Annotated in this window: 15 protein-coding genes; 7 read left to right on the top strand and 8 right to left on the bottom strand. The window is 70.3% G+C overall.

Features of this window, described 5'->3' with window-relative positions:
• Positions 1–128 precede the first annotated feature (128 nt).
• Both glnE and rrtA read left to right on the top strand, forming a co-directional pair.
• Positions 129–2,915 carry a bifunctional [glutamate--ammonia ligase]-adenylyl-L-tyrosine phosphorylase/[glutamate--ammonia-ligase] adenylyltransferase gene (glnE, locus tag O9Y01_RS08245; RefSeq protein ID WP_269631058.1) on the top strand — a complete coding sequence of 929 codons (2,787 nt, stop codon included), beginning with the start codon at positions 129–131 and terminating at the stop codon, positions 2,913–2,915.
• Complete coding sequence (gene rrtA / locus O9Y01_RS08240) at positions 2,915–3,487, top strand: rhombosortase (RefSeq protein WP_269631057.1); 573 nt, start codon at positions 2,915–2,917, stop codon at positions 3,485–3,487. Before glnE ends, rrtA begins: the two co-directional genes overlap by 1 nt.
• 11 nt (positions 3,488–3,498) lie before the next feature.
• On the opposite strand, the gene O9Y01_RS08235 is transcribed toward rrtA, so the two are convergent.
• Positions 3,499–3,996, bottom strand: coding sequence for a GNAT family N-acetyltransferase (locus O9Y01_RS08235; RefSeq protein ID WP_269631056.1), 498 nt, complete (start codon positions 3,994–3,996; stop codon positions 3,499–3,501).
• A 221-nt stretch (positions 3,997–4,217) separates the two neighbouring features.
• On the opposite strand from O9Y01_RS08235, the gene O9Y01_RS08230 reads away from it, so the two are divergent.
• The 3 genes from O9Y01_RS08230 to O9Y01_RS08220 all read left to right on the top strand — a co-directional run bounded on the left by O9Y01_RS08230 (position 4,218) and on the right by O9Y01_RS08220 (position 6,021).
• The gene (locus tag O9Y01_RS08230) at positions 4,218–5,111 is read left to right on the top strand and encodes a DMT family transporter (RefSeq protein ID WP_269631055.1); all 894 of its coding nucleotides are present in this window, start codon (positions 4,218–4,220) and stop codon (positions 5,109–5,111) included.
• An 86-nt stretch (positions 5,112–5,197) separates the two neighbouring features.
• The gene (locus O9Y01_RS08225) at positions 5,198–5,863 is read left to right on the top strand and encodes a glutathione S-transferase family protein (protein ID WP_269631054.1); all 666 of its coding nucleotides are present in this window, start codon (positions 5,198–5,200) and stop codon (positions 5,861–5,863) included.
• Between the two features lie 29 nt (positions 5,864–5,892).
• Positions 5,893–6,021, top strand: coding sequence for a hypothetical protein (locus O9Y01_RS08220; RefSeq protein WP_269631053.1), 129 nt, complete (start codon positions 5,893–5,895; stop codon positions 6,019–6,021).
• Between the two features lie 385 nt (positions 6,022–6,406).
• Here the strand turns inward: O9Y01_RS08220 and O9Y01_RS08215 are convergent, their stop codons facing one another.
• The 7 genes from O9Y01_RS08215 to O9Y01_RS08185 form a co-directional block, all read right to left on the bottom strand.
• Positions 6,407–8,518 carry an HlyD family efflux transporter periplasmic adaptor subunit gene (locus tag O9Y01_RS08215; RefSeq protein ID WP_269631052.1) on the bottom strand — a complete coding sequence of 704 codons (2,112 nt, stop codon included), beginning with the start codon at positions 8,516–8,518 and terminating at the stop codon, positions 6,407–6,409.
• Positions 8,518–9,900 (bottom strand): efflux RND transporter periplasmic adaptor subunit, encoded by a 1,383-nt coding sequence (locus O9Y01_RS08210; protein WP_269631050.1) that lies wholly within the window; start codon positions 9,898–9,900, stop codon positions 8,518–8,520. Before O9Y01_RS08210 ends, O9Y01_RS08215 begins: the two co-directional genes overlap by 1 nt.
• Positions 9,901–9,930: 30 nt before the next feature.
• Complete coding sequence (locus tag O9Y01_RS08205) at positions 9,931–10,683, bottom strand: efflux RND transporter periplasmic adaptor subunit (protein WP_269631049.1); 753 nt, start codon at positions 10,681–10,683, stop codon at positions 9,931–9,933.
• Positions 10,680–12,191: a TolC family protein gene (locus O9Y01_RS08200; RefSeq protein ID WP_269631048.1), complete on the bottom strand. Its 1,512-nt coding sequence runs from the start codon at positions 12,189–12,191 to the stop codon at positions 10,680–10,682. Before O9Y01_RS08200 ends, O9Y01_RS08205 begins: the two co-directional genes overlap by 4 nt.
• Positions 12,192–12,224: 33 nt before the next feature.
• Positions 12,225–21,425: a DUF4347 domain-containing protein gene (locus O9Y01_RS08195; RefSeq protein ID WP_269631046.1), complete on the bottom strand. Its 9,201-nt coding sequence runs from the start codon at positions 21,423–21,425 to the stop codon at positions 12,225–12,227.
• Positions 21,426–21,937: 512 nt separating this feature from the next.
• On the bottom strand, positions 21,938–22,612 hold the full coding sequence (locus tag O9Y01_RS08190; protein ID WP_269631044.1) for a phage tail protein: 675 nt from the start codon (positions 22,610–22,612) through the stop codon (positions 21,938–21,940).
• Between the two features lie 34 nt (positions 22,613–22,646).
• Positions 22,647–23,186, bottom strand: coding sequence for a GNAT family N-acetyltransferase (locus O9Y01_RS08185; RefSeq protein ID WP_269631043.1), 540 nt, complete (start codon positions 23,184–23,186; stop codon positions 22,647–22,649).
• A gap of 465 nt (positions 23,187–23,651) precedes the next feature.
• On the opposite strand from O9Y01_RS08185, the gene O9Y01_RS08180 reads away from it, so the two are divergent.
• Both O9Y01_RS08180 and O9Y01_RS08175 read left to right on the top strand, forming a co-directional pair.
• Positions 23,652–23,894: a hypothetical protein gene (locus O9Y01_RS08180; RefSeq protein ID WP_269631042.1), complete on the top strand. Its 243-nt coding sequence runs from the start codon at positions 23,652–23,654 to the stop codon at positions 23,892–23,894.
• Complete coding sequence (locus tag O9Y01_RS08175; RefSeq protein WP_269631041.1) at positions 23,887–25,881, top strand: AAA family ATPase; 1,995 nt, start codon at positions 23,887–23,889, stop codon at positions 25,879–25,881. Before O9Y01_RS08180 ends, O9Y01_RS08175 begins: the two co-directional genes overlap by 8 nt.
• Positions 25,882–26,006: the final 125 nt, after the last annotated feature.

Genomic DNA, 26,006 nt, shown 5'->3' with positions numbered 1-26,006 from the left:
AGAGGCCGGGAATCGGCAGTGGACACCATGAGTTTTGATTCGAAGCCTCGGCCGGCGCGCGTGCTGAAGCGCACGGCAGCCCTTCGCTCGTGGAATGCACCGGCATCTTACCCAGGGGCATCCCAGCCATGAGCACCGTGGAGCAAAGTTTTACGAAGGCTGGCGCCAATCCCGCCGCCAGCGCCGCCCACAGCCGCTTCGTGCAGCGCATCCGGCGCCGCTACGAGGCCGAGCTGCCCCTGCTGCCCCCGGGCATTCCCGGACGCGAGGCCATGCAGGCCCTGATCGCCCGGCTGCAGGACGGCGGCCGCACCCTGGCCAGCAGCCTGCGGGTCTGCCGCCACCTGGTGCTGGAGCGCCTGGCCGTGGCCGACATCGAGCAGGCCGCCCCCATGCCCGCCATCACCGAAGCCATGACCACCCTGGCCGAGGTGACCCTGTGCGCCGCCCTGCGCCAGGCCCGGCTGGAGCAGGACGAGATCAACGGCGAGCCCCGCAATGAGGCCGGCGAGCCCATCGAGTTCTGGGTCGTGGGCATGGGCAAGCTGGGCGGGCGGGAGCTCAATGTCTCGTCCGACATCGACCTGATCTACGTCTACGAGGACGACGGCCAGACCCTGGGGCCCAAGGTCGTCACCGCCCATGAGTATTTCGGTCTGGTGGCCAAGCGGCTCTACGCCCTGATCGGCGACGTCACCGAGGACGGCCAGGTCTTCCGCGTGGACCTCGCCCTGCGGCCCAACGGCAATTCCGGGCCGCCGGTGGTGAGCCTGTCCATGCTGGAGGAGTATTTCCTCGTGCAGGGCCGCGAGTGGGAGCGCTTCGCCTGGCTCAAGAGCCGGGTCGTGGCCCCCCACCAGCCCGAGCCCGGCGAGCCGCCCTCGCGGGCCGTGGCCCTGCGCTCGCTGGTGACACCCTTCGTCTACCGCCGCTACCTGGACTACGGCGTCTTCGAGGGCCTGCGCCAGCTGCACCGCAAGATCCGCGACGAGGCCCAGCGCCGCGCCGCCGGCCGCCCCGAGCGCGCCAATGACGTCAAGCTCTCGCGCGGCGGCATCCGCGAGATCGAGTTCATCGTGCAGCTGCTGCAGGTGGTGCGCGGCGGCCAGTTCCCCGAGATCCGCACCCGGTCCACCGTCAAGGCCCTGGGCCGCCTGGCCGCGCGCGGCCTGATGAAGCCCCTCACGGCCGAGAAGCTGGCCCAGGCCTACGACTTCCTGCGCCGCGTCGAGCACCGCATCCAGTTCCTGGACGACCAGCAGACCCACTGCCTGCCCGGCTGCGACGAGGACCTGGGCTGGATCGCCCGCTCCATGGACCTCCCCTGCAGCGCCGACGCCTGCCAGCTGCTGGACCGGCTGTGCGAGGTCCGCGAGCTGGTGGCCACCGAGTTCGACGCCCTGCTGCACGACGGCCAGGCGCCCTCCGCGGGCGGCTGCAAGAAGGGCCAGTGCGGCGGCCCGCCCCTGCCGGTGGACGCCGACGAATTCCTGGAAAAGCTGCCGCCCGAGCTGGCCGAGGCCGTGCGCCGCTGGGCGCAGCAGCCGCGGGTGCAGAACCTGCGCGAGGAGTCCCGACTGCGCCTGGCCAAGCTGGTCGGCCGCGCCGCCCTCGGGGTGCGCGACGGCGAATGCAGCCTGGACGCCGCCCTGCGCTTCATCGACTGGATGGAGCCCCTGCTGCGCCGCGAGAGCTACCTGGCCCTGCTGGTCGAACGCCCCTCGGTGCAGACCCGCCTGCTGCGCCTGCTGGGCCTGGCCCGCTGGCCCATGCGCTACCTGATGCAGCACCCCGGCGTGATCGACGAGCTCGCCGACACCCGGCTGCTGCACGAGCGCTTCGACGGCGCCACCTTCATCGCCGACCTGCAGGCCCGCCACGACGCCTGGGCCCAGCACGGCGAGGCCGACGAGGAGGCGCTGCTGGACAGCGTGCGCCGCGCCCACCATGCCGAGGTCTTCCGCACCCTGGTGCGGGACGTCGAGGGCGAGATCACCGTCGAGCAGGTGGCCGACGACCTCTCGGCCCTGGCCGACGCCACGCTGCAGTGCGTGATCGACTGGGCCTGGTCCCGCCTGAAGCAGAAGCACCGCGAGCAGCCGCGCTTCGCCGTCATCGCCTACGGCAAGCTGGGCGGCAAGGAGCTGGGCTATGGCGGCGACCTCGACGTCGTCTTCCTCTACGACAACGAGCAGGACACCGACGAGAACGCCCCCGAGGTCTACGCCGCCTTCGTGCGCAAGCTCATCACCTGGCTGACCCTGCGTACGGCCGCGGGCGAGCTCTTCGACATCGACACCGCCCTGCGGCCCAACGGCAACTCCGGCCTGCTCGTGACCTCCATGAGCTCCTTCGGCAACTACCAGGTCGGCCGCGGCAGCAACACCGCCTGGACCTGGGAGCACCAGGCCATCACCCGTGCGCGCTTCTGCGCGGGCGATGCCGGCCTGGCCCAGCGCTTCGAGGACGTGCGCCGCCAGGTGCTGACCGCCCCGCGCGATCCGCAGGCCCTGCGCCAGGAGGTGCAGGCCATGCGCGAGAAGGTGCGTTCGGCGCGGCCGGTGAAGCCGGGGCTCTTCGACGTCAAGCACAGCCCGGGCGGCATGATGGACGCGGAGTTCGCGCTGCAATACCTGATCCTGGCGCATTCCGGCCAGCATCCCGAGCTGCTGGCCAACGCCGGCAACATCGCCCTGCTGCAACGGGCCGAGGACGCCGGCCTGCTGCCCGCCGGCGTAGGCCGTGATGCGGCCAATGCCTACCGCGAACTGCGCCGCCTGCAGCACCGGGCCCGCCTGGACGAGCAGAGCACCGCGCTGGACGAGGCCGCACAGGCCGCGCAGGGCACCGCCCCGCTGCGGGCCGCCGTGCTGGCCCTGTGGCAGGCCGTCTTCCCCGCTGAGACCACGAACTGATGCGCGCCTGGACCACCCTCTGCGCCGCCGCCGCGGCGCTGGCCCTGCTGGCCGCCCTGCTCGCCACCTCCCTGCTGCCCAGCGCCCGCGTGGACTGGCAGGCCGATCTCGTCTGGCATCAGCCCTGGCGCCTGTGGACGGGCGCCCTGGTGCACTGGAGCTGGCATCACCTGCTGGCCAACCTCGCCGGCTGCCTGGTCCTGGCCCTGCTGGGCTGGGCCAGCGAGCCCGGCGGCCGCGCGGCCCTGGCCTGGTTCATCGCCTGGCCGCTGACGCAGCTGGGCCTGCTGCTGCAGCCGGGCCTGCACCGCTACGGCGGGCTGTCCGGCGTGCTGCATGCCGGGGTGGCCGTGCTGGTGGTGATGCTGTGGCAGCGCAAGGGGCGCGAGCGCGCGCTGGGCGCGGCCATCGGCCTGGGGCTGGTGCTCAAGCTGCTGTCGGAGCAACCCCTCGGAGCGCCGCTGCGCACGGTGATCGGCTGGGACGTGCCCATCGCGCCCTTCGCGCATCTGGCCGGCGCAGCAGCGGGGCTGCTGTGCGGGCTGCTGCTCTTGCGCGGGGGCAAGCGCTGAGCGGGGCCTGATCAGAGCTCGCGCGTCATGAACACGCTGTGCGGATCTTCGGCATAGCCTTCGAAGGGGCCGCACAGCTCGAAGCCGGCCGATCGGTACAGCGCATGCGCCGGCTCGAAGAAGGCGTGGCTGCCTGTCTCCAGGCTCAGGCGCTTCACGCCCTGGGCGCGCGCATCGTCCATCAGCCGCGCCAGCACGGCCCGGCCCACGCCGCGCCCGCGTGCGGCCGTCGCGGTGCGCATGGACTTCAGCTCGGCATGGTCCCCCTGGAGGCGCTTGATGGCGCCGCAGCCCAGCAGCGCGCCCTGCGCATCCCAGGCCGTCCAGAAGCGGATCTCGGGCCGGCGGAGCTTGTCCAGGTTCAGCGCGTGGACGCTCTCGGGGGGCGAGGTGGCGCGCATGTCGGCCAGGTGCTCCTCCAGCAGCAGGGCGATGCGCGGGTCGCTGAGGTCATCCAGGCGCAGGCTCAGGCCGGTGGCGGCCACGGGCGGCAGGGTGGACGTGTGCATGGGAATTCCCTCCATCGTTCAAGTTCATCAGCACAGCCGGGACTGCGCAAGCCCCGTGCCAGCGACAGGCCTGCCGGCACGCCGGCCATGCACCACGGCAAGGCCCGGACTGCCGCCCCTCGCCCGCTTCGCGCCATCCTTGTGCGGCAATGCCCGCACAATGCACCCGCCCGGTGCGCCTGCGCTCCGGCCGCCGCCCGCCCTCAGCTGCAGTACCCGCCATGACCGAACGCCGCGCCCATCTGGATCTCTTCGCCATCAGCGCCCTGCTGGCCTGCTGCCTGCTGTGGGGCCTGGGCCAGGTGGCCATCAAGGCGGCGCTGACCGAGATCACGCCCATGTGGCAGGCCGGCCTGCGCTCCCTGGTGGCGGCGGTGCTGGTGTGGGCCTGGGCGCGCGCCCGCGGCATCCCGCTGTTCGACCGCGACGGCAGCCTGCCCGGCGGCCTGCTGGTGGGCACGCTCTTCGCGGCCGAGTTCGCCTGCATCTACGCCGGCATGCAGTACACGACGGCGGCGCGCATGGTGGTGTGGATCTACCTCTCACCCTTCGTCGTGGCCCTGGGCATGCCCTTCATCGCGCGCGCTGAACGCCTGAGCCTGCGCCAGAGTGCGGGCCTGCTGCTGGCCTTCGGCGCCGTGGCCTTTGCCTTTGCCGAGGGCTTCGGCGCGCCGGCCCCGGATGCACCGCGCCAATGGCTGGGCGATGCCCTGGGCCTGCTGGCCGCGCTGCTGTGGGGCGGCACCACGCTGGCCATCCGCGCGACGCGGCTGTCCACGGCCAGTGCCGAGAAGACCCTGTTCTACCAGCTGGCCGTCTCGGCCCTGCTGCTGTGCGCCGGCGCCGTCTGGGCGGGCGAGGCCTGGCCGCTGCAGTGGAGCTGGCGCCTGGCGGGGCTGTTCGGCTTCCAGGCGGTGATCGTGTCCTTCATCAGCTACCTCGTGTGGTTCTGGCTGATCCGCCACTACCCCGCCACCCGCCTGGCCAGCTTTACGCTGAGCACGCCGCTCTTCGGCCTGCTGGCTGGCAGCGCCCTGCTGGGCGAGGCCATCTCGGGCCGGCTGATGGCCGCGATGGCCGGGCTGGTGCTGGGCATCGCACTGGTGAATCGCTGAACGCTGCGCCTGTCGCACGGGCGCCAGCACGCACGGCGCCATCCGCCTAGACTCCGCGCATTCCAAACCACTCCCGGGAGACACCGATGATCACGCTGTGCGGCCTGACCCTGTCCAACTACTACAACAAGGTCAAGCTGGCCTTGCTGGAGAAGCAGATCCCCTTCCAGGAAGAGCTGGTGATGACCAAGTCGGCCGACGAGGCCGTGCTGAGCTGCTCGCCGCTGGGCAAGGTGCCCTTCCTCAAGACGCCGCAGGGCCCGCTGTGCGAGAGCCAGGTCATCATGGACTACCTGGAAGCCGCCTACCCCGAGCATCCGCTGCTGCCGGCCGACCCTTTCGCCGCGGCCAAGCTGCGCGAGCTGACCGCCTTCATCGAGCTGCACCTGGAGCTGGTGGCCCGCGAGCTCTATGCCCAGGCCTTCTTCGGCGGCACGGTCAGCGAGTCGAAGCAGGAGTGGGTGCGCAAGACGCTCAACAAGAACATCCCCGCCTTCAAGCGCCTGGCCCGCTTCGCGCCCTATGTGGGCGGTGACACCTTCACGCAGGCCGACTGCGCCGCCTGGGTCAGCCTGCCCCTGGTCGCCATGGCCACCAAGGCCGTGCTGGGCGAGGACCTGCTGGCCGCCCATGGCGTGGACTGGAAGAGCCATGCGAAGCTGGTCGGCGAGCGCCCTGCCGCACAGAAGGTCGCCGCCGACCGCAAGGCCGACACCGACCGCCAGATGGCGGCCATGAAGGCCAAGGGCTGATCGCCTGCGCCCTGCTCGTGGCCGGCGAGATGTGGCTGACCGTGGAAGGCAGCACCCGGCACCTGCTGCCGGGCGACCTCTTCGAGCTCGCCGCCGGTGTGCTGCATGCCGAGCGCTATGGGCCGCAAGGGGCGACCTACTGGGTGGCGCGGCGATGAGGCCGTGGCCGAGGGGCGTCCGGCCCTCGGCCGCTGCTGGCGCTTCGCCACGCTGGCGCGAGAGCCGGTTCATGTCGCACTTCTTGTTGGTGCCCGGCACGTCTTCCAGCCACTTCTTCTGCACGTCCTGGTTGACGTTCAGGTGCAGCTGCCGTCGATCAGCTTCCAGGCAGTGGGATCACCCACTCGACCACGCGGGCCGATGCCCTTGGCGTCGACGTTGTCGGCCACGGTGGCGTTCTCGGCAGGGGCGAATGCCGCGGGCGGCGCCAGGCCTGCGGTCAGCGAGGTGCCGAGCAGGGAAATACGGACGTAGCGCCTGGCCCTGGGGCGCCTCTTGGCGCGTGCGAAGGGCCGTCAGCCGCAGGCAGCCGTCACAGCCCCCTCACAGCGCCGACTCGCGCTGCCACAGCGCCACCGCCCAGCGCCAGGCCCGGGTCAGCCAGGCGCGCCGCTCCCCCTGCAGCTCGGCGCGACCGGGCAGCTCCATCAAGGGGGGCTGGGCGCGGTCGCAGTGGGCCAGGCGCACCCGGAAGAGGGGCTGCAGCGGCAGGAGCCGCCCGTCGGGCGCCTTCTGCACGGCGATGTCGCCGCCATGGACGCTGGCCAGCACCGGCGCGTCCAGCTGGCTGAGCTGGACCGGGTCCACCCGCTCCACCTGGCACTGCACGGGTGCCTGTTCCAGGATGGCAGGCAGGAAGCGCGCCGCCTGGCCCGGCGACACGGCGGCCAGTGCCGCTTCGTCGACATAGGCATCCACCTTGCTGCCCTGCGGCCCCACCAGCATCAGCAGGCGCTCGCCGGCAGGCAGCCAGGCCCCGGGCCGGGCGTCCTCATTGGCTTCGGCCACCCGGCCATCGAAGGAGGCCTGCAGCTTGAGCCGCTGGAGCTCCGCCTGCAGCCCGGCCACCTCGGCGGCCGCGGACTCCCAGCGCTTGCGCAGGGCCTCGCCCGCCGCCAGCAGCTGCGGATCGAAGGCCTGCTGGCTGAGCTGCCACTGCAGCTGCTGCTCCATGGCCTGGGCCTGCTGCAGGCGCACGGCCAGCTCGGGCGAGTGCAGCTGCAGCAGGGTCTGCCCCGCCTGGAAAGACTGCCCCACGGCTGGCATCGGCGACACCAGCTGCGAGGGATACGGGGCATACAGCACCTGCGCCTGCTGGGCCCCCAGCACCGCGGGCGCCTGGACCCGGCTCTGCCAGGGCCAGATCAGCGCCAGCAGCCCCAGGCCCGCGAGCAGCGCGCTGCGCCGGCTCGCGCGGTTCCAGCGCATGGCCTGGCGGCCCAGCCACCAGACCCGCACTTCCCGCCAGAGCGGCCGCGCGATGAACCAGACCAGCTCCACCGCCATCAGCGCCAGCCCCAGCGCCTTGAAGAAGGCGTGATAGACCAGCAGGGCGATGCCGAAGAACAGCAGCAGGCGGTACAGCCAGGTCATCAGGGCGAAGGCGATCAGCCCGGCGTGCCGCGCAGGCGGCAGGACCTCCGGCGGGGGCAGCCCCCAGCCGAACAGGCGCTCGCGCAGCCACCAGCGGGCCAGGGCAAAGGAGCGCTCGTGCAGATTGGGCATGTTCAGCGCGTCGACCAGCAGAAAGTAGCCATCGAAGCGCATGAAGGGGCTGGCGTTGATGGCCACCGTCAGCAGCCAGGTCGTGGTGGCCAGCAGGAAGGCGCCGGAACGCACCGGCCCCCAGGCCGGCGTGTCCGGCAGCAGGTGCCACAGGAGCAGCGCCACGCTGGCCAGCGCCAGCTCGCTGAGCATGCCGGCCGCCCCGATGGCCAGGCGCTGGCGGCGCGAGCGCAGCTTCCAGGCCTCGTTGGTGTCGGTGTAGAGCACCGGCCACATCACCAGGAAGGCCACACCCATGGTGGGCACCCGGCAGCCGTAGCGCGTGGCGGTGAAGGCGTGGCCCAGCTCGTGCAGGACCTTGGCCACGCTCAGGGCCACGCCCACGGCCAGCAGGCCGTCCCAGCTGCCGTAGGAGGTGAAGGTATGGGTGAATTCGTCCCAGCGCCGGGCGGCCAGGATGCCCCCCAGCAGCCACAGGGCCGCCACGCCCACCCAGAACGCCGGGCGGTAGACCCATCGCACCCAGGGGCTCATGGCTTGCAGCCAGTGCATGGGCCGCAGCAGCGGCAGGCGGAAGAACAGATAGTTCTTGAGCAGCCACTGCCCGGCAGACAGTTGCTGGGCCCGGGCCTGGTCCGCCAGGCGCTGGCTGTCCTGCGCGCTGCCGGCCACCAGCAGGTGATTGCCGGCCAGCATCTGCAGCAGGCCCTGGACGTCAGCCGCCCCGAGCTGCAGCGTGGTTTCCGCGTGGAGGGACGCGAGCACCGCCTCCACGCTGCCCTTGCCCCAGCGGGCCAGCAGCTCGAAGGCCGGCCAGCTGAGCGCGAAGAAGCGGTTGCTGGCCGGGTCATGCAGGGTCCAGGTGGGCGAGCCGTCCGGCGCATCCGGGCCGGGATGCAGGGCCAGGTCTTGCCTCAGGGGCGGCAGCATCACCAGCCCAGCCACTGTCGGGCCACCGCCAGCGGGCGGCGCAGGGCCACATAGATCAGCGGCGCCCAGCCGCCGTACAGGCGCGCCGACCCCAGCTGGCCGATGCGCGGCGCAGCCTGGCCGGCCTCGAAGCTGGCCTTGATGCGGTAGGCGAGGAATCCGTCGCGCGTCATCTCGGCGCGGTAGGCCACGCTGCTGATGCGGGCCTCAAAGGACTGCAACGGCGCACCCTGCGGGTACAGCGTCAGGCGGTCGCCCACGGCCAGCGGCAGCAGATCCGCCGCGGGCAGCCAGGCCAGCAGCTCGACCTGCGCCGGGTCGGCGATGAGCAGCACGCGCTCGCCCAGGGACACCGCCTTGCCGACCCAGTCATTGCCATCGGCAAACACGGCCACGCCGCTGCGGTCCGACTTCACCTGGATGCGGGCCAGCTGCTCGGTGGTGTAGTCCACCTCCACGGCCTTCTCCTGCAGCTTGCCCCGCCGCAGGGCCGTTTCCGCCCGGTTCTTGTCGCTGGTGACGGCCGCCTGCGCGGACTGCCGGTACTCCTCCTGCGCCGCGTCCAGGGCCTTGCGCGCCAGTTCCATGCGCGTGCGCAAGGCGCTGGTGTCCAGACTGAACAGGGGCGTGCCGGGCTGGACCGCTGCATTGGGATGGATGTCGAAGCGCTCGATTACGCCGTCCAGCGGCGCACGCACCATGAAGGGGTTCTGAGGCACGACTTCGGCCTGGGCCAGTGCGGTCAGCCGCACTGGGCACAGACTGAGCAGCAGCGCGGCCGCCAGCCAGCGCCGCCGCGCCTTGCCGCTCAGGGCCCGGCCCAGGCGCCCGCGCCAGGCCTGCCGCGGCCCGAAGGCGTGAAAGGCGTGCGCATAGGCATGGCCCAGCTCCTGGAGCAGGGCCCTCTCATGGGGCTGCCAGGGGGCGTCACGGGCCAGCAGCAGACCGGCCTCGGCCTCCCCTTCCCCGGCTTGCGCGGCCGGGCCCAGGCTCAGCCACAGGGCCGAGGCAGGCAGCCATTGCGACCAGTCGGCGCTCAGGTCCTGCGGCAGACCGTGGACATCAACCTCACGCGGCCCGGCCTGAGGCATGGAGGCGGCGCCGGCCTCGTCCGGTCCTGCCGGCTGGCGTATCAGATGCCGGCACAGCCGGGCCATCCACTGCACATAGGGTGCGCTGGGATCCGGCTGCGGCAGGCCCGACACCGCCGCCACCTGCCCCAGTCCGGCCTGGGTCCACAGCACGGCCTGGCGGTAGGGCAGCAGTTGCAGGGTCTCGTTGACCATCACGAAGCCCAGGGCTTCGGGTGAGCCGGCCTCGCGGGCGCGCCGCTGCAGCTGCAGCAGCTTGAGCAGAGAGGCGTTGGGGTCTGCCGCGCTCATGTCAGGCGGCCTGCACGCAGGGGACCACGGTCATTTGCGCACGGGGAACACGGCCCATCCGCTCATGCCTGGCAGCAGGCCCGGCTGGCTGCCATCCATCACGCCGTAGACCGGCAGCGTCTGGCTGACCGGATCGATCTGGGCGCCCAGGCGCTGCACCTTGGCCGGGTAGCTCTTGCCCAGCTCCTCGACCTCCACACTGAAGCTGCTGCCCGGCTTGAGCCAGCTCAGCCATTTGGAGGGCACGATCATCTGCAGCTCCAGCTGCCCGGTCTCGACGATGTCCAGCAGCGGATTGCCCGGCGAGACGTACTGGTGCGCCGCGACCTGGCGCTTGACCACCCGGCCCGCGAAAGGCGCGGCGATGGCGCAGCGCCCCACCAGCAGCTTGGCGCTGGCCGCCTCCGCCTGCGCTTCCTTGAGCTTGGCCTGGGACTGATCGACCTCGAACCTGCCAATCGAGTTGAGCTCGGCCATGCGCTGGTTGGACTGCAGCACGGCGTTCGCCGCCTCCACAGCGGCCTCGGCCTTGCGCTGCTGGTTCTGGTACAGCGCACAGTCAAAGCCCACCAGGGTCTGGCCTGCGCGGAAGGCCTCGCCCTCGCGCAGCGGCAGGCTGGCCACGCGGGCCGCGATCTCGGCCGACACCGTGAGCGCATTGCGGGCGCTCAGCTGGGTGCGGATGCGGCCGTCCTTGTCGGTGGCCAGCGGGGAGGTCTGCGCCCAGGCTGTGGCGTGGCTCAGGGCGATGGAGACAAGGGCAAGTCCGATGCCACGGATCATGCACCGCCTCCGGGGTTGATCGTCTTGGTCCAGTTGGCTTCGGAGGCCCGCACGGATTCACCCAGCGCCTTGAGGTCATGGGACGGCACCGACTCAGGCAGCGGGTCCAGCCCCAGGGTCGCCACCAGCTGGCCATAGGCCCCCTGCAGCGCGCCGTAGGTCTGGTACAGCCGCAGCTCGGACATCATGGCCGAGGCCGAGGCGCGGATTTCCTCCATCTTGCCCTGCGAATTGGCGGTGGCCGCATTGCGGGTGTACTGCAGGATGCGCTGCTCGACCTTGTTGAGGTCATCGGTCAGCTGGTACTGCTTGAGCCGGCCCAGGTAGTCCAGCCGCGCGACGTGCACCTGCGTCAGCACCGCCATGCTGAGCGCCAGGCGCTGCTGGCGGGCCAGCTCCAGCTGGCTCTGCGCCACGCCACGGATGGTGCCGGCGTTCAGCACATTGAACAGATTCCAGCTCACGCGCAGGCCCACATCGCCCCAGCGGTGGTTCGAAAGGTAGCTGTTGCTGTCGTAGTGCTGGCCCACGCTGAGCTCCACCCCCGGCAGCAGGCGGGCCAGCGCCTTGCGCGTCTCCAGCAGGCCGATGCGCTCGTTGTACTGGGCCTCCACCAGTTCGGGGCGGCGCAGCATGGCGGCCTCTTCCATGTCGGCGACCGGCAGGCTGACCTTGGGCGCGGCCAGCGCACCACCCACGGCCACCGAGAAGGGCTCGCCCGGCGGCAGGTTCATGATCGAGGCCAGGCGCGGCTTGGCCTGGGCCAGCTCGTCACGCACGGCCTCGAGCTGGCGGACGATGTCCAGCAGCTGCCGCTGGTAGGTCAGGGCCTCGAGCGGCGAGCGCAGCTTCTCGACTTCGACCTGGCGGGAGTCGTCCAGGGCCTGGCGTGCCAGCTTCAGCACGGGATCGATGCGGGCCTCCAGCAGCTGCGCGCCTGCGGCCTGCCACCAGGCCTGGCGTGTCTGCTGCATCAGCAGGTGCAGGACCTTGCGGCGGCGCTCCTCGGCCACCTGCACGCGGTCCGCCTGCTGATGCGCACCGTAGTAGCTCACGCCGAAGTCCAGCACATTCCAGCTCAGGGACAGGTCGCCGTTGCGATGTTCCTTGTCGCTGGAGGTCGAGGGCTCCAGCGACTGGTTGCCGCTGATCACGCTGCGCGAGGACGAGGCCAGCTCGTTGTCACGGCCGCTGTAGCCGGCCGACAGGGCCAGCTTGGGCAGCAGGTCGGTGCGGGACAGATTCAGCTGGCGCTGGGACACCACCTCCTCCATCAGCTTCACCCGGTGGTCCAGGTTGTACTTGATGGCCCGAGCCATGGCTTCGTCCAGCGTGATCGGCCCTTGCACGGGCTCCTGCTGCTGGAACATCTCGGTACGGCCGGCCTTGAGGGCGGCCTGCCGTTCGTCGGGGCTCAGGGCCTGAGGCTGGATCGCGCAGCCGGCGAAGGCGGCGGTCACGAGGACGGCGAGCAGGGAACGAGTCGGCAGTCGGCGGAATTGCGGCATCTGGCAGATCTCCTAGGAATTTTGTCGATGTGATCAAGCACGCTGCGCGGCGGCCTTGAGGTGCTGGATCCAGGCCTGGCGTTCAGCCTTCAGGGCAGCGCTGCCATGGCGTTCGAACTGGTCGGCCAGCGCGGCACGCCCTTGCGGCGCGGGCGCCTGCTCACGAGTCTGGGCCAGCAGGTCCTGCAGTGCGCCGAGGTCGGCAAGCTCGGGCTGCGGACCGTCAGGGGCCCACAGGAAGGCATTGGGCCTGCCCGCGGCCCTGACGTCGATGTCCATGTGCGAGCTGACCCGGTTCCCCTTGCTGTCGCGGGCGATCACCTCGATGCTGATGCGCTGATTCAAGCCGGCAGGCGCCTGCCCGCTGAGGGTGCCCTTCACCGGATCGAACTTCAGCCAGCTGGGCAGGGGCCGGCCGTCCGCCAGGCGGATCTCGACGGTAACCTGCTCCTTGCTATCCGAATGGCTGAAGGTGGAGGCGGGCAGCATGATGCTGATGGGCTGCCCGGCCCGCACCGAGAAGTCGCCGATGTCCGGCATCGACCGCAAGCCCTGCCCGCCTGCCGTGCCCAGCTCCACGAAGCTGGGACGGGTGTCCGTTGGCGAAGCCAGCGAAGTGACGGACGTCGGCATGACCGGGCTGCCAGACGCGAGGTTCACCAGGCCAGGCGACGAACCCTGGCCGGGCTGGCCGGACGGAGTGGCGGGGATGCCTGCCGCCGTATCGAGGGCAGTCTGCAGCGGCGGCTGCATGCTCAGCTGCAAGGTCGACTGGGACGACAGCTGTGGCGGAGACGGCAGGGTCGGCAGGTCGGCTGAGCGCACCGGCCCGTCGGACTGGAAGGTCAGCGGCGGCGTCCACCGGCCGGGATCGGGGGCGGGCGCGGGCGCCGGTGCCGGCACCGGCACCTCGACCACGGGCGGGGGCGTGACCGCGGGGCTGCGCTGATAGGTCTGGGACAGCCCCCCGGTGGCCAGGGCATTGCCCGCGGCGTCCGCAATGCCGCTGCCCGGCGCATTGAGCCGCAGGGACAGCTCGCCCGTGCCGGAGACGCCGCTCAGCAGCACGGTGTAGGTGCGCGCATCCACCTGGGTGATCGACTGAATGCGGCCTGAGGCCGAGCCGCTGCTCACCAGCGAAAGATCCTCCACGCCCAGGCCCGTCACGGCTTCCGTGAACACCAGCGAATAGCGGACCGAGGCAGCGTCGGTGGGCGAGGGATCCAGGCGGGTGAAGCTTTCCACCGCCGGGTCCACGGCATCGATCCTGACCCCGGCGGTCGCTGCCACGCCCTGGAGCGTCAGCGCGGCCTCGTTGCCTGTGCCGTCGCGCAGTGACGCACCTTGGAGCTCGATGCGGGATCCCAGCGCCAGGCCCGTGCTGTCGAGCTCGCCGCTGCGCACCACATGCCGGAAGGTCAGCGTGGTGCCGCCCGATCCGGCCAGGTAGTCGGCATAGACCGTCCCGCCCGAATCCAGCGTGATGGCGATGCGCGGCGTGCCGCCTGCCGTGTCCACGGTGACGGCGTCGTTGAACTGCACCGTGAAGTCCAGCGTCTGGCCTGCCACGTAGGTGCCGTTGGTCGGTGCATCCACCTTCACGATCTCGGGCGCCAGCCCGTCGATCACCAGCGCCTTCTGGCCGGCCAGCGCCTCGGCGCTGCCGGTGGCAGGCAGCGTCAGCGCCGCATCCAGAAGGGTCGCCCCACGGATGCTGGCGCCGTTGAGGGCCAGGGCCGCCGTCGAGGCGTAATCCAGGTCGGCACTGAGATCGCCCGCCTGAACCGTGTAGGTGAAGCTGAGGGTCCTGGTGCCGGAGCCGGACGCATAGACGGCATTGCGATCGATGGCGCCGGTCTCCAGACGCAGCGTCGGCGTGCCGCCCGCCGTGTCGACGGTGACCGCCTGATCGAAGGTGACGGTGAGGGTGAGGGTGTCGCCGATCTTGTAGTGGCCATCGGCCGCGGACGAGCTGACGCCGGTGACGACCGGGTGCACAGGGTCGACGCTCAGGTTCACGCTGTCCACGTCCGTCCCGACACCGCCCGCGCCGCTGTTGCCCAGGTCGCTGGTGCTGATCTGCAGGCTGGCGGCGCCGCTGTAGCCCGTCGTGGGCTCGAAGCGCAGGCCGTTGAGCGCGGCGTTGATGTCCGCCACGGTGCCCTGGAAGGTCATGCTGGCGTCGCCGGTCCCGGTGCCCGAGACAAAGCTCAGGCCGCCCAGGCTGGACAGCGTGAGCGTGCCGTGGGTGGCGGTGAGCGTGACCTGCTCCAGCCCTGCGCCCGCGTCGACATCACCGATGCTGATCGGATTGCCCTGGGCGCTGCCGAACACCAGCTGCCCCCCCTGGTTCACGTGCTGGGTGAGCGCGGGGACGCTGTTGACGGGGCTGTCGTTGACCGCGGCCACGCTGATGAGCCGGGTTGCCGCTGCGCTGCTCAAGCCGCCGTCGTTGACGCTGAAGCTCACCGTGCGGGCACTGGTGTCCGGCGCCTCCGAGGTATTGGTGTAGGTCACGGCGCGCAGGGCCGCCTGCCACTGGGCCAGGGTCGCCGTGGACCCTGCCGAGCTGAGGGTGAGCACCCCGCTGGCGCTGTCGTAGCTGCCGCTGATGTTGCCGAAGCTGCCCGCGCTGGTGTTGGCAAAGGCCAGCACGTCCTCCGCGCTGCGGAAGTTGCCGCTGATGCGCACGGTGGCGCTGGCCAGGGTGGCGCTGTCGCTGTCGCTGACCAGGAGTCCGCCGTCCACGACCACGGGCACGCTGGCGGTGTTCGCGCCTTCGATGAAGGTCGCGCTGCCGCTGGTCGTGCTCAGCACCGGCGCAGCACTGCCCGCCACCACGTTCACGGTCGCGGCAATGGCCAGGCTGCCAGTGTCCGCGCCACCGCTGGCCGTGCCGCCGCTGTCCTGAAGGCTGGTGAGGGTCACGACGCGGCTGCCCGCAGTGGGCTCGCCGCTGTCATTGCGGTAGCTCAGGCCATTGATCAGGCCCTGCGCCGCACCCGTGCTGAGCCCGGCCGGCTTCGTGAAGGTGACGGTGGCGGTATCGCCCGACACGCTCACCGTGACGTTCAGGCCATTGCCGGCCGTCGTCAGGGTATTGCCATGGGTCAGGGCCACCGAGCTGCCATCGATCCCCAGCAACTCGCTCGCCCCGTCTTTCAGCTGGCTGACCGTCAGGGTGAACTGCACGATGCTCTGTCCGGCTTCCACGGTGCTGATGGAGGCCCCGCTGAACAGGCCCACGGCGGAGTCACCCTCGTTGAAGGTCACGGCCCCTGCGCCGGCGCTGAGGGTCGGTGCGTCGTTGATCGGCACGACGGCCACGGTGACGTCCGCATTGCTGCTGGTGCCGCCGTCGCCGTCGTCGAGCGTCACGCGCACCGTCCGGCTTGCCGAGCTGGGATCCACGCTGTTGCCGTTGCGATAGGCGATGTCGCGCATCAGGGCCTGCACGGCCGCGGGCGTGGCATTGCTGTTGAAGGTCACGACCAGGTCATTGGCGCCACTGCCGCCGGTGAAGGTGCCGATGAGCACGCCCCCATAGCTGACCTGGCTGCCCGACACGCCGATCTGGCCGGCGCCATTGCCCTGGTGCACGAGGGACAGGAGGTCCTCGCCCGCAACCCGGTTCGTCACGATGGCTGCGCGCAGGGTGCCGCCGTTGAAGTCGGCGCTGTCGCCATCCACCACGGTGGCGTTCTGCCCGGCGTCGAGCCGGACGGCCGCGCCGTCTTCGGTATAGGACACGCTGTCACCGCCCAGGCCGCCCACCACGGGCGCGGCGTTGCCGCCCACCACGAGGTCATTGCCACCGCTCATGGCCGGGCCGCTGCTGTCCCCGGCGTAGGTGAGCAGGAAGGTGCTGGAACCGAAGCTGACGCTGCCGCCCTCGGCGGTGCTGCCCGGGTTCACGAAGGTGTCTGCCCCATCATTGACGATGAGCACGAAGATGCCGCTGCCGGTGAAGCCGCCGCTGGAGCTGAGCGTCACGCCGCCCACCCCGCCCAGGTCCACAGTGCCGTTGACGACGACCTGGTCATACTGCGTGCCCGGCGTGGTGCCCGCCAGCTCGGCATTCAAGGTGCCGGACAAGGCCAGGTCACCCTGGATGGTCAGGGTGCCGACGGCATTGGCGCCAGGCGCCAGCGTCGCACCGCTGTTCACGGTCACGTTGCCAGTGATGGTGCCGCTGCCGCCCAGGGTGGTCCCGCTGGCGGCCTGCACGGCGCTGCTGACGCTGCCATTGACCCACAGCGATCCCCCGCTGAGGGTGGTGGCGCCGGTGTAGCCATTGGTGCCCGAGAGCGTCAGGGCACCGCTGCCTTGCTTGGTCAGCCCACCGCTGCCGTTGATGGCCCCCGAGAAGGTGGTGCTGGTGCTGCCGCTGGTGGTCAGGGTGTTGTTCCCCAGGGCCACGGTGCCGGCCCCCGCCAGGGAAGCGATGGTCTCGGCGCTGACCAGGGTCAGCAGGGCGCCGCTGGCCACGCTCACGTCAGAGCCGTCGGCCAGGGCCACCCCGCCGACCAGCGTGAGTTCACCAGCAGAGACGGTGGTGGCGCCGGTGAAGGTGTTGGTGCCGTTCAGGGTCAGCGTGCCACTGCCCAGCTTGGTGAGGCCCCCGGTGCCGCCCACGGCGCCGCTGAAGCTGGTGCTGGTGTTGTCGCCGCCTGCGCTGAGCGTGTTGGTGCCCAGGTTGACGGTGCCTGTGCCGGCCAGCGAGCCGATGGTCTCGCTGGCAGACAGGTTCAGCGTGCTGCCCGCGCTCAGGGTCAGGGCCGAACTGTCAGACAGCGCGGCCCCGCCGCTCAGGGTCAGGGCGCCCGCGCTCAGGGTCGTGCTGCCGGTGTAGGTGTTGGCGCCGGAGAGGGTCAGCGTGCCGCTGCCCTGCTTGGTGAGCCCGCCGGTGCCGCTGATGGCGCCGGAGAAGCTGGTGCTGGCGTTGCCGCTGGTGGTCAGCGTGCTGGCTCCCAGGGACACCGCGCCGGCACCGGCCAGTGAACCGATGGTTTCGCTGGCATTGAGCGCCAGGGTGGCGCCGCTGGCCACCGTCACGGCCGTGCTGTTGGCCACCGCCGCGCCACCGCTGAGCGCCAAGGTGCCGGCCGACACCGTGATGGCCCCGGTGTTGGTGTTGGTGCCCGAGAGCGTCAGCGTGCCGGCGCCCGTCTTGGCCAGGGAGCCACTCCCCGCCATGACGCCGGACAAGGTCACGTCATTGGCATTGCTGAGGGTCGACGAGCCACTGAGGTTGACGTTATGGCTCAGCGTCACGCCGCTGCCGTTGATCTGCAGGGTGGTGCTGGACAGGCTCAACGCGCCCGAGCCCAGGTTGCTGCCGTCGGTGACCTCCACCACCCCGCCGCTGAGGGTGCTCCCTCCCGTGTAGGTATTGGTTCCCGTGAAGATCATCCGGCTGTTGACACCCGAGTTGGGCGTGATGGCCAGGGATCGGCTGCCGCCGCTCTCGGTGATGCTGCCGCTGAAGGTGACGATGCAGTTGCCCGCCACGCCATTGATGACCGTGGCGTTGCCGGCCAGCACGATGTCGTTGGTGGCGGTCATGGTTCCGACACCGAGGAAGCCCAGGGAGGCCCCGCTGGCCAGCACGATCTGGCCAGTGCCCAGCGCCGTCGCCGAGCCATTGGCCACCAGGTAGCCGGCATTGACGTTCTGCGTGCCACTGTGCGAGTTGTTGCCGTACAGGGACAGGAAATAGCTCGAGCCGTTCTTGGTGAGGGCCCCCGATCCGCTGACGCTGCCCTTGAGGTTGATGTCCCCGGACGTGGCGAGGAAGGTCGCCCCCCCGCTGCCGATCACCACCTGGCTGCCGAGGGTGATCTGGCTGCCGCCCACGGCGCTTTCCACCGTGGCGCCGTCCAGGGTCAGCGTGCCGCCCCCGGTGTGGTTGAGTGCAGCGCCGGTGTTGGTGATCGAGCCGCCGCCATCCAGCGATCCGGACAGGGTCAGGGTCCCGCCAGCGGTCTTGGTGAAGGTGGCGCCGCCACTGCCCACCACCACGGCGTTCGACAGGGTTTGGGCCGCGCTGTTGGTGTCGGCCAGGGTGGCGCCGTTCAGCGTCAGGGTCCCGGAGGAGAGGTGGTTGGCGTCCGAGATGCTCAGCCTGCCGCCCCCCACGGTGATGTCGCCGCTCATGCCGGCGAAGTTGCCCGTGTTGCCCAGCACCAGGGTGCCGGCCCCGCTCTTGGCCAGGGTGCCCGAGCCGGCCAGCTGGCTGGAGATCGTGGCCGTGTCGCCCGCGCCGTTGGTGAGGGTCAGCGTCTTGCCCGGGTCCAGGGTGAGCGTGCTGCCGCTCAGGTTGAAGCCGTTGCCCAGGTCGGCGTCGACCGTGGTGTTGTCACTGACCGAAAGGCCGCCAGCCAGCGTCATCGTGCCGGTGAAGCTGCTTGACAGCAGCAGGGTGTCCGCCCCGGACTGCGCGTTGGCAATGGCCATGGCCTCGCTGAAGCTCACGCCATCGCTCAAGTCCGCCGTGCCCGTGTCCGTGGTGTTGGTCACGTAGATGCTGCTGCTGGTCACGCTGACATCCGCGGTGGCATTGTTCGTGCCATCGGACAGCGTGAAGCGCACCGTCTCGTTCCCGGCCGGGGTGTCGTTGCGGTAGGTGATGCCGCGCAGTACGGCCTGCACCAGGGCATTGGTGGCCGCGGTCCCGGAGCTCGTGAAGCTGATGCTCAGCACGCCGCCCGAATTGGTGAAGGTGGCGAAGGTCAGGCCACCGGACTGCAGGTTGCCGCCGCTGACCGTGAAGCCGGACGCGTTGAAGCCCAGGGTGTCCGCGGACCAGGCTGTACCCTGGCGCTGCACCGTCAGGCTGCCACCGGCCCAGTCGCCCAGTCCGCCGTTGAGGGCGGCGAACTCGGCATCCAGCACGGTGGCATTGCCGCCCGCATCCAGCACCACCGTGCCACCCACGCCCGCCCAGGCGACGGAATCGCCATGCAGGCTGCCCGTCTGCGGGGCGCTGTTGTAGCCGCTCACGGTGATGCCGTTGCCCGTCAGGTCGGCGATCACGACCGCGGCCGCGGCCCCGGCGTTCCAGTCCTCGGCGGCGGCCAGGTTGTAGGTGGTGCTGTCGGTGGAGGCGCTGCCGTTCTTGTTCAGCAGGGCGTTGATGGCGGCCTTGTCGGTGGCGCTCAGGATCAGGGTGGCGCTGGTGCCGGAGCTGACGTCCACGTCGACGGTGTCGGTCAGCGTGTAGGTGGCACCGCCTTCACCGGTCAGGGTGAGCTTGCTGGCAACGACATCATTGCCGATGCCGCTCAGCGTCAGGAAGCCGGTGCCCGTGATCACCAGCTGGCCACTCGTGCTGTTGTAGGTGGCGCTGGTGATGGTGGGCACCGCCACATTGCTGACGGTGATGCCGTTGGCGACATCCGAGATGTCGCCGCCCGTCACGACGCTGTTCCAGTCGTCGTCGGCCTGCAGGTTGTAGGTGGTGCCGCCGGTGGAAGTGGTGCCATTGCGGTTGAGCATGAGCTCCACCTGCGCACGATCGGTCGCATTGAGCGTGACAGAGAAGCTGGTGGCCGAGCTCACCTCGACGTTGGACGAGGTCAGCGTGTAGCTGTTGCCGCCTTCGCCATACATGGTGAGCTTGGACACCGTGATGTCATTGCCCGCTCCGGACACCCCCACCAGATTGCTGCCCGTGACGGTGAGCACATGGGTGCTGGCGTCGTAGGTGGCCGAGGTGATGCTTGGGGCCGTGACGTTGCTGACCGTCACGCCATTGCCGGTGAGATCGGCAGGCGCGCTGGCGGTGGAGTCCCAGTTCGCCGCGGCTGCCAGGTTGAAGGTGGTGCCGCCCACCGCGCTCGTGCCGTTCTTGTTGAGCAGGCCGTTGATGGCCAGCTTGTCGGCGGCATTGAGCGTGATCGAGAAGGCCGTGCTGCTGCTGGCCGTGGTGCTGGGCGAGGTGAGGGTGTAGGTGGCGCCGCCCTGTCCGGTCAGCGTGAGCTTGCCGGGATCGATGGTGTCCCCGCCGACCATGTTGGCGCCCGTGACGGCCAGCACGCCGGTGCTGGCGTCATAGGTGGCACTGGTGACACTCGCCGGGACCACGGCAGCAGAGATGCTGATGTCGTCGATCTCGGGCGTGACCGCGCCAGACCAGCTGAAGCGGATCTCGTCCACATTGGCATACTGGCTGTCGAAGACCAGCTGCCCATAGCTGCCCCCGGCCGTCGTGCCGGTGAAGTTGTAGGTGATGTGACCTGCGGAATCCCCAGCCGTCAGGTCCACGACTTCGCCCGCGACGACGAGGCTCCCGTTGCGCCAGGCACTGACGGTCACCGTGGTCGAGCCGGCGGAGGAGCCCAGCACGAAGGAGTTGAGCTTGAAGTCCGTGCCATCGGCCGACTTCATGGTGAAGTTGGAGATGGAGTTGCCGCCCAGGTTCCAAACGAAGGTCCGGTCGCTGGCGCCGCCGTCCAGATTGGTGTTGAAGGCCTGCTCGGTGGAGTCCGGGGTGGCGAAGTCGTTGCTGGCGGCCGAAGTGAAGGTCCAGGTACCCACGTTGACGCTGGTGACGCTCGTCTGGTAGACCAGACCCACGCCATCGAAGTTCTCGCTGGAAACCGCCAGCAGCCCCTGGTAGGCGCCCAGCGCCTGCCCGCCAAAGGCGATGGCCGCCTCGACGCTGCCCACGCGCGCCTCCAGGGTCCAGTCCCCGCCAGAGCGGCTGGCGCCCGTGGCATCGTCGGAGGCCGCCACGTCACGCCCGGTCGCTTGAGACAGCTGCTGGAGGAAGTCCCGGCCCTGCGCGTCGGCCGCCACATTGCAGCCGTACAGCAGCAGGTCCCCGCCCGGCGCCATGGCGCTGCCGATGCGGGCCAGCGTGGGGGCATTGGCCGCCAGCGTGCTGCTGTCCAGCCACAGATTGCCGAGTGAGACGGCGCCGTCCCGGCCGTGCGAGACGATGTGCACCGCCGTCACGCCGTCGTGCTGGGCCAGGTAGTCGGCGATCTGGTCCAGGCCGTTGCGCGAGGGATCCAGGTTCACGACCACGACCCCTGGTCGCGCAGCCTGGCGCAAGGTGGCGGCGTCATCCACCTGACCGGAGAGGAACATCACCTCCCGGGGAGCGGGCCCTGTGGCTGCCGCCGGCCCGAAGTGCCGCAGCAGCGAGGAGTCGGCTTCAGCCACATGCACGGGCTCGCGGTGCACGGCCACCACCTCCGCCGCGGTGCTCAGGGCCGCAGCGTCGAACATGACGCGCGGCTCGAGGGCCATCAACAGGGGTGTCGGCGCCGCCGGGGAAGCGGTCTGGGGTTGCGGACTGGCACGTCCAGGAGTGAGCTGCTGCTTGAGCTGCCTGAAGATCCGCATGACTGTCTCCAACTTGTCCGTCCAGGTCGGGGCTCCAAGGGAGACGCGCTGGGCTTTTCCACTACTGTCGGCACCGCAGGCCCCGGGGGGTCAGGCCTTGCGGTGCCATCCTACCTAGATCCCGATCAAGCGGGGCCTGGCAATTCCTCTCCAGCCAGGCGCCCGCCCCAGTCTGCGCGGGTCCGGCGCGCAGGAAGAATCCCCGCCCGGGGCTCCAGAAGGTGCCGCCAGCCGGAAGTAATCAACACATGAGGCCCTCTTGACGTCCAGGCAGGACGTCAGGCCTCGCCCGGATGGGCTACGCAGCCGGCTTGCGCGCTCCGATCGGCGCCGGACGGTCGCGTGTCTTTTTCGACACAGGGCGCCTGCCCTGCCGCGCGATCCGGCGCCGGCACTCAGGGCCGCGAGGGGAAGATGCCTTCCAGGGCGATGATGTAGTTGCTGCCCAGGTAGGGGTTGCGAAGGGGGACCGGCAGACTGCTCCCCGCCGGCCCGACCGTCACGGTCCCTGCGGCTGTGGAGGACAAGGCGCCCGCATTGGTCGACGCGGTGATGCCGCCCAGCTGTGCCTTGGTCGCGTCCGGGGCCGTGCCCGTGTAGAGCCCGTTGAAGACCACGTTGTTCAGGCCCACCTTGCCCGTGGTAGCCGACAGGAAGGTGGTGGCACCCGTGGTGGGCGGCACCATGGGGTTGGCCGTGCTGGTGGCGACGTCCACGCTCACCGAGGTGCTCAGCGATCCGGATACCCCGCTGGCCTGCCCGGCGAAGGAGGCCGGATGCGTGTGCTGGGGCAGCTGCCCGTTGGTCAGCGTGACGGACTCGGTGCCGCTGCGCTCGCCCTGGACGATGGGCGTGAGACCGGGCCCGTTGCCCATGCCCACGGCGGCCCGGCCGCGCAGGTCCGGCAGGCCGAAGTTGCTGACACCGTCACCGCCATAGGTGGTGCCCAGCAGGGCGAACAGCGCCGAATTCTGTGCAATTGGCAGCAGGCGGCCATCGCAGGGGGCCCAGCCCACGGGGGCGAAATTGAATCCGACCATGCGGATCTCACCGAGGAACGGTTCACTCATGATGTCAGTCTCCTTCAGGTTGAAAATGAGTCTTTCAGCAGGTCGCCTGAGGGCAGCAACGGCGTAGCTTGGCGTGGATGCCGTTGTCCCCCAGGGTCTCGAAGCCAAAGCGCCGGTACAGGCGCAGCGCAGGGTTGTTGGTTTCGACGTGGAGCTCGATGTCCAGGCCCCGCGACTCGGCCCGGCCCACCAGGAGCCGCAGCAAGGCGCTCCCCACACCGCGGCCTCTCTCCTGGGGCAGCAGGATCACGTCCACCAGCACCGCCCGGTGCGCGCCCTCCCACCAGTAGAGCCGGCCGATGGCCTGGCCATTCCGGTGCAGAAGCAGGAACTGCGCCTCTGCGAAATGCGTCTGGTAATAGCTGTGCTGCAGGGCAAACTGCTGCTCGACAAACTGGCGGCAACGTGCCTCGGGCCATCCGGTCCGGGCCAGCTCGGCCTCGCGCGTCGAGGCATAGAGCGTCTCCAGGAAAGGCAGGTCCTCAGGCGTGCACCTGCGCAGCGCAATGCCCTGCAGGGCGGATTCATTGCCAGGATCGGAATTCGAGCTGTCGAGATCAATGCCTGGCCACATCCGTGCCTCCGGTGACGTCTGCATCGCCGGCGGCGAGGTGCGGGCGGGATCGACATCCCGCGCCGGCCACTCCCTGTAGGCGTTGTGCCATTCTTCCTCAGACCCACGGGGCTGATGAGCTTGCGCCTGCCCAAGCCGGCATCACTTGCGAATCCGCCACACATGGGCGCCGGCAATGGGTCCCGCCCGGAAAGCCCTGTTGGCAGCCCGCAACGCGATCGCCCCATGACCCTTGCCCGGCGGCTCGCAATGCCCCCATCATTCGCCCCCATTGCTGAAGGCGCCCACGACAGCGCCCGCATGACGGAGATCCCCCTATGTCCTCCCTGTTCCTCTCGACCATCGACTGAACACGGTTCCCGTGCCCCGGCTGAACCGTGTCTGAACCCAGATACGGCCTCAGACCGCGCGGCAGCCAAAGCCCCGCCGCCTTCGAGCCGGGGCTTTTGCATTTCGGAAACCGCCATGAGTGCACAACTCCGTTCCCGCGCCCTCCAGGAGGGGCGGGTCAAGGCCCTGCGCCGCATGAAACAACCCATGTCGCTGCTGCTCGAGCAGAGTGACGGCCCACGCGACCCCGTGGCGCGCGCACTGGGCCAGCGCGGCCTGCGCGGCGCGGGCCAGCACATCCAGAGCCGCGGCGCCCAGCGCCGTGCCGACCGCGTGGCCCTGCAGGCACTGCTGCGACGAAAGGACTGGGATGAGTGAATCCCCACGAAGCAGCGCCTCGTTGCGCGAACAGCTGGCCCAAAAGGATGGCCAGCTCCGCGAGATCGCCGCGCAGCTCAAGCGAGAGCTGTTCGGCATCGACGCCATCATCGACCGCGTCATCGATTCGGTGCGGGCCTGGTACCTGATGCCCGAGCTGGTCTCGCGCCCCGTGATCGTCTGCCTCTGGGGCCTCACCGGCACCGGCAAGACGCAGCTCGTGCGCCGGCTGGCGCAGCTGCTGGGCTTCTACGACCGCTTCGTCGAGGTCCAGATGGACGGGTTCTCCAATGGCGCGGGCTTTCGCGGCGCACAGAGCATCTCGGGCATGCTGGCCGAGTCCGGCGTGCGCGAGGGCGAACCCGGCATCCTGGCCCTCGACGAGTTCCAGCGCTTCCGCACCATCGACGGCAAGCGCGGCGAATTGCGCGTCGAGCGCTACCAGGACGTCTGGGCCCTGCTGTCGGACGGCCGCCTGCCGCCCGCGCTCTCGCTGCTGGGTGACATCGAGTCCTCCATCGCCGAGGCGGCCTATGACGCCGAACGGGCCGAGCGCCCCGAGGACGGCGCCGCCCGGCTGCGCTTCAAGCTGCGCAGCTGGGAAGCGCAGGAACTGCAGCGCAACCTCAAGCTGGACGAACCGCTGTTGGAGATCATGGCCTGGACGCCCGAGCAGATCCACGAGCGGCTGCAGGCATTCCGCGAAAGCGGCCAGCAGCGCTGGGAGACCGACTACAGCCGGCTGCTCATCTTCGTCTGCGGCAACCTCGACGAGATGTACGAGGACCTCGCCACCAGTGTGGACGACTGCGACAGCGATGCCGATGTCTTCCATGCGCTGACGGGCCAGCTCAGCGTCATCGACGTCAAGCAGGCGCTCAACAGACGCTTCAAGCCTGAGCAGGTGGCGCGACTGGGCAACGACCATGTGGTCTACCCCTCGCTCTCGCGCCGGGCCTACGAGCAGTTGATCGAGCAAGGCTGCAGCCGCTATGCCCGCGAGGCCGAGCAGCGCTGCCAGCTGCGCTTCGAGCTGGACGCCAGCGTGCGGGAGCAGGTCTATGCCAACGCCGTCTTTCCCGCGCAGGGCACGCGGCCGCTGTTCTCCTCCCTGCATGCCATCCTGGGTGCCGGGCTGAGCAAGGCCGCGCTGTGGGCCATCGAGCAAGGCGCCGAGCCGGGCGACCGTGTGCGGCTCAGTGCCAATGGTCGCGAGCTCTGCGCGCAATGGGCGTCGCGCGCCCAGGCCATCGCCGCGCCCTTCGAGATCTCCCGGCTTCGCCAGCGCAACAACGCCGACTTCCGCGCCCTGCTGGCCGTGCACGAGGCAGGCCATGGCCTGGTCCATGCCCTGCTCTTCGGTCGTGCGCCGCAGGAGATCAAGATCCACGTGGCCAGCTTCGAGGGCGGCTACAACGCCTACAGCTCGCGCAAGGTCTGGTCGCGGCGCAATCTGCGGGACTCCATCTGCACCAGCCTCGCCGGGCGGGCGGCCGAGCTGCTGGTCTTCGGCCCCGAACTCAGCTCCAGCGGGGCCGAGAGCGATCTGCGCAAGGCCACCGAGACGGCGGCCCGCATGCTGCGCCACCTGGGCCACGGCCCGCGCATCGGCCGCTGTGATGTCGCCCGCGACAGCGAAGAGAACTTCTGCACCGATGTGGAGAGCAGCAACGCCTCCATCGAGGCCCTGCTCCAGGCCGAGCATGTGCGTGCCACGGGCCTGCTCCGCGCCCATCGCCAGGACCTGCTGGCGCTGGTGGATGAACTGATCGAGCAGGGCCAGGTCGGCCCCGCGCGCTTCGCCGCGGTGGTGCAGCTGCCGCTGGGGCGCCCGGAGGATGCGCTGGATCCCTACGCCCGCCATCTGGCGCAGTTCAGGCAGGCACAGCCGGCGCAGGCGCCCGGCAAGCAGCGCCTGCTCCGGGGCCACTCCGTGGGCGGCGGTGTGCGGCACGCCACCCCTGCGAAGGCGCTGCCCTCCGCATGAGGCCATCGGCCGGGGCGCCGAGCCGGCGCAGCCCCTGATGCGACCGCACTCGCGGGCACGCCCCTTGCCTGCCCGCGGACTCCCCTGCGGTCCGCCCGTCGGATCCAGGGACGACCATGGGGTCA

This window comes from Pelomonas sp. BJYL3, from assembly GCF_027257975.1.
In the GTDB taxonomy this organism is placed as follows: domain Bacteria; phylum Pseudomonadota; class Gammaproteobacteria; order Burkholderiales; family Burkholderiaceae_C; genus Roseateles_B; species Roseateles_B flavus.
The sequence above is the reverse complement of the archived record's forward strand: the minus strand, read 5'-3'. Positions and strand labels throughout refer to the sequence as shown.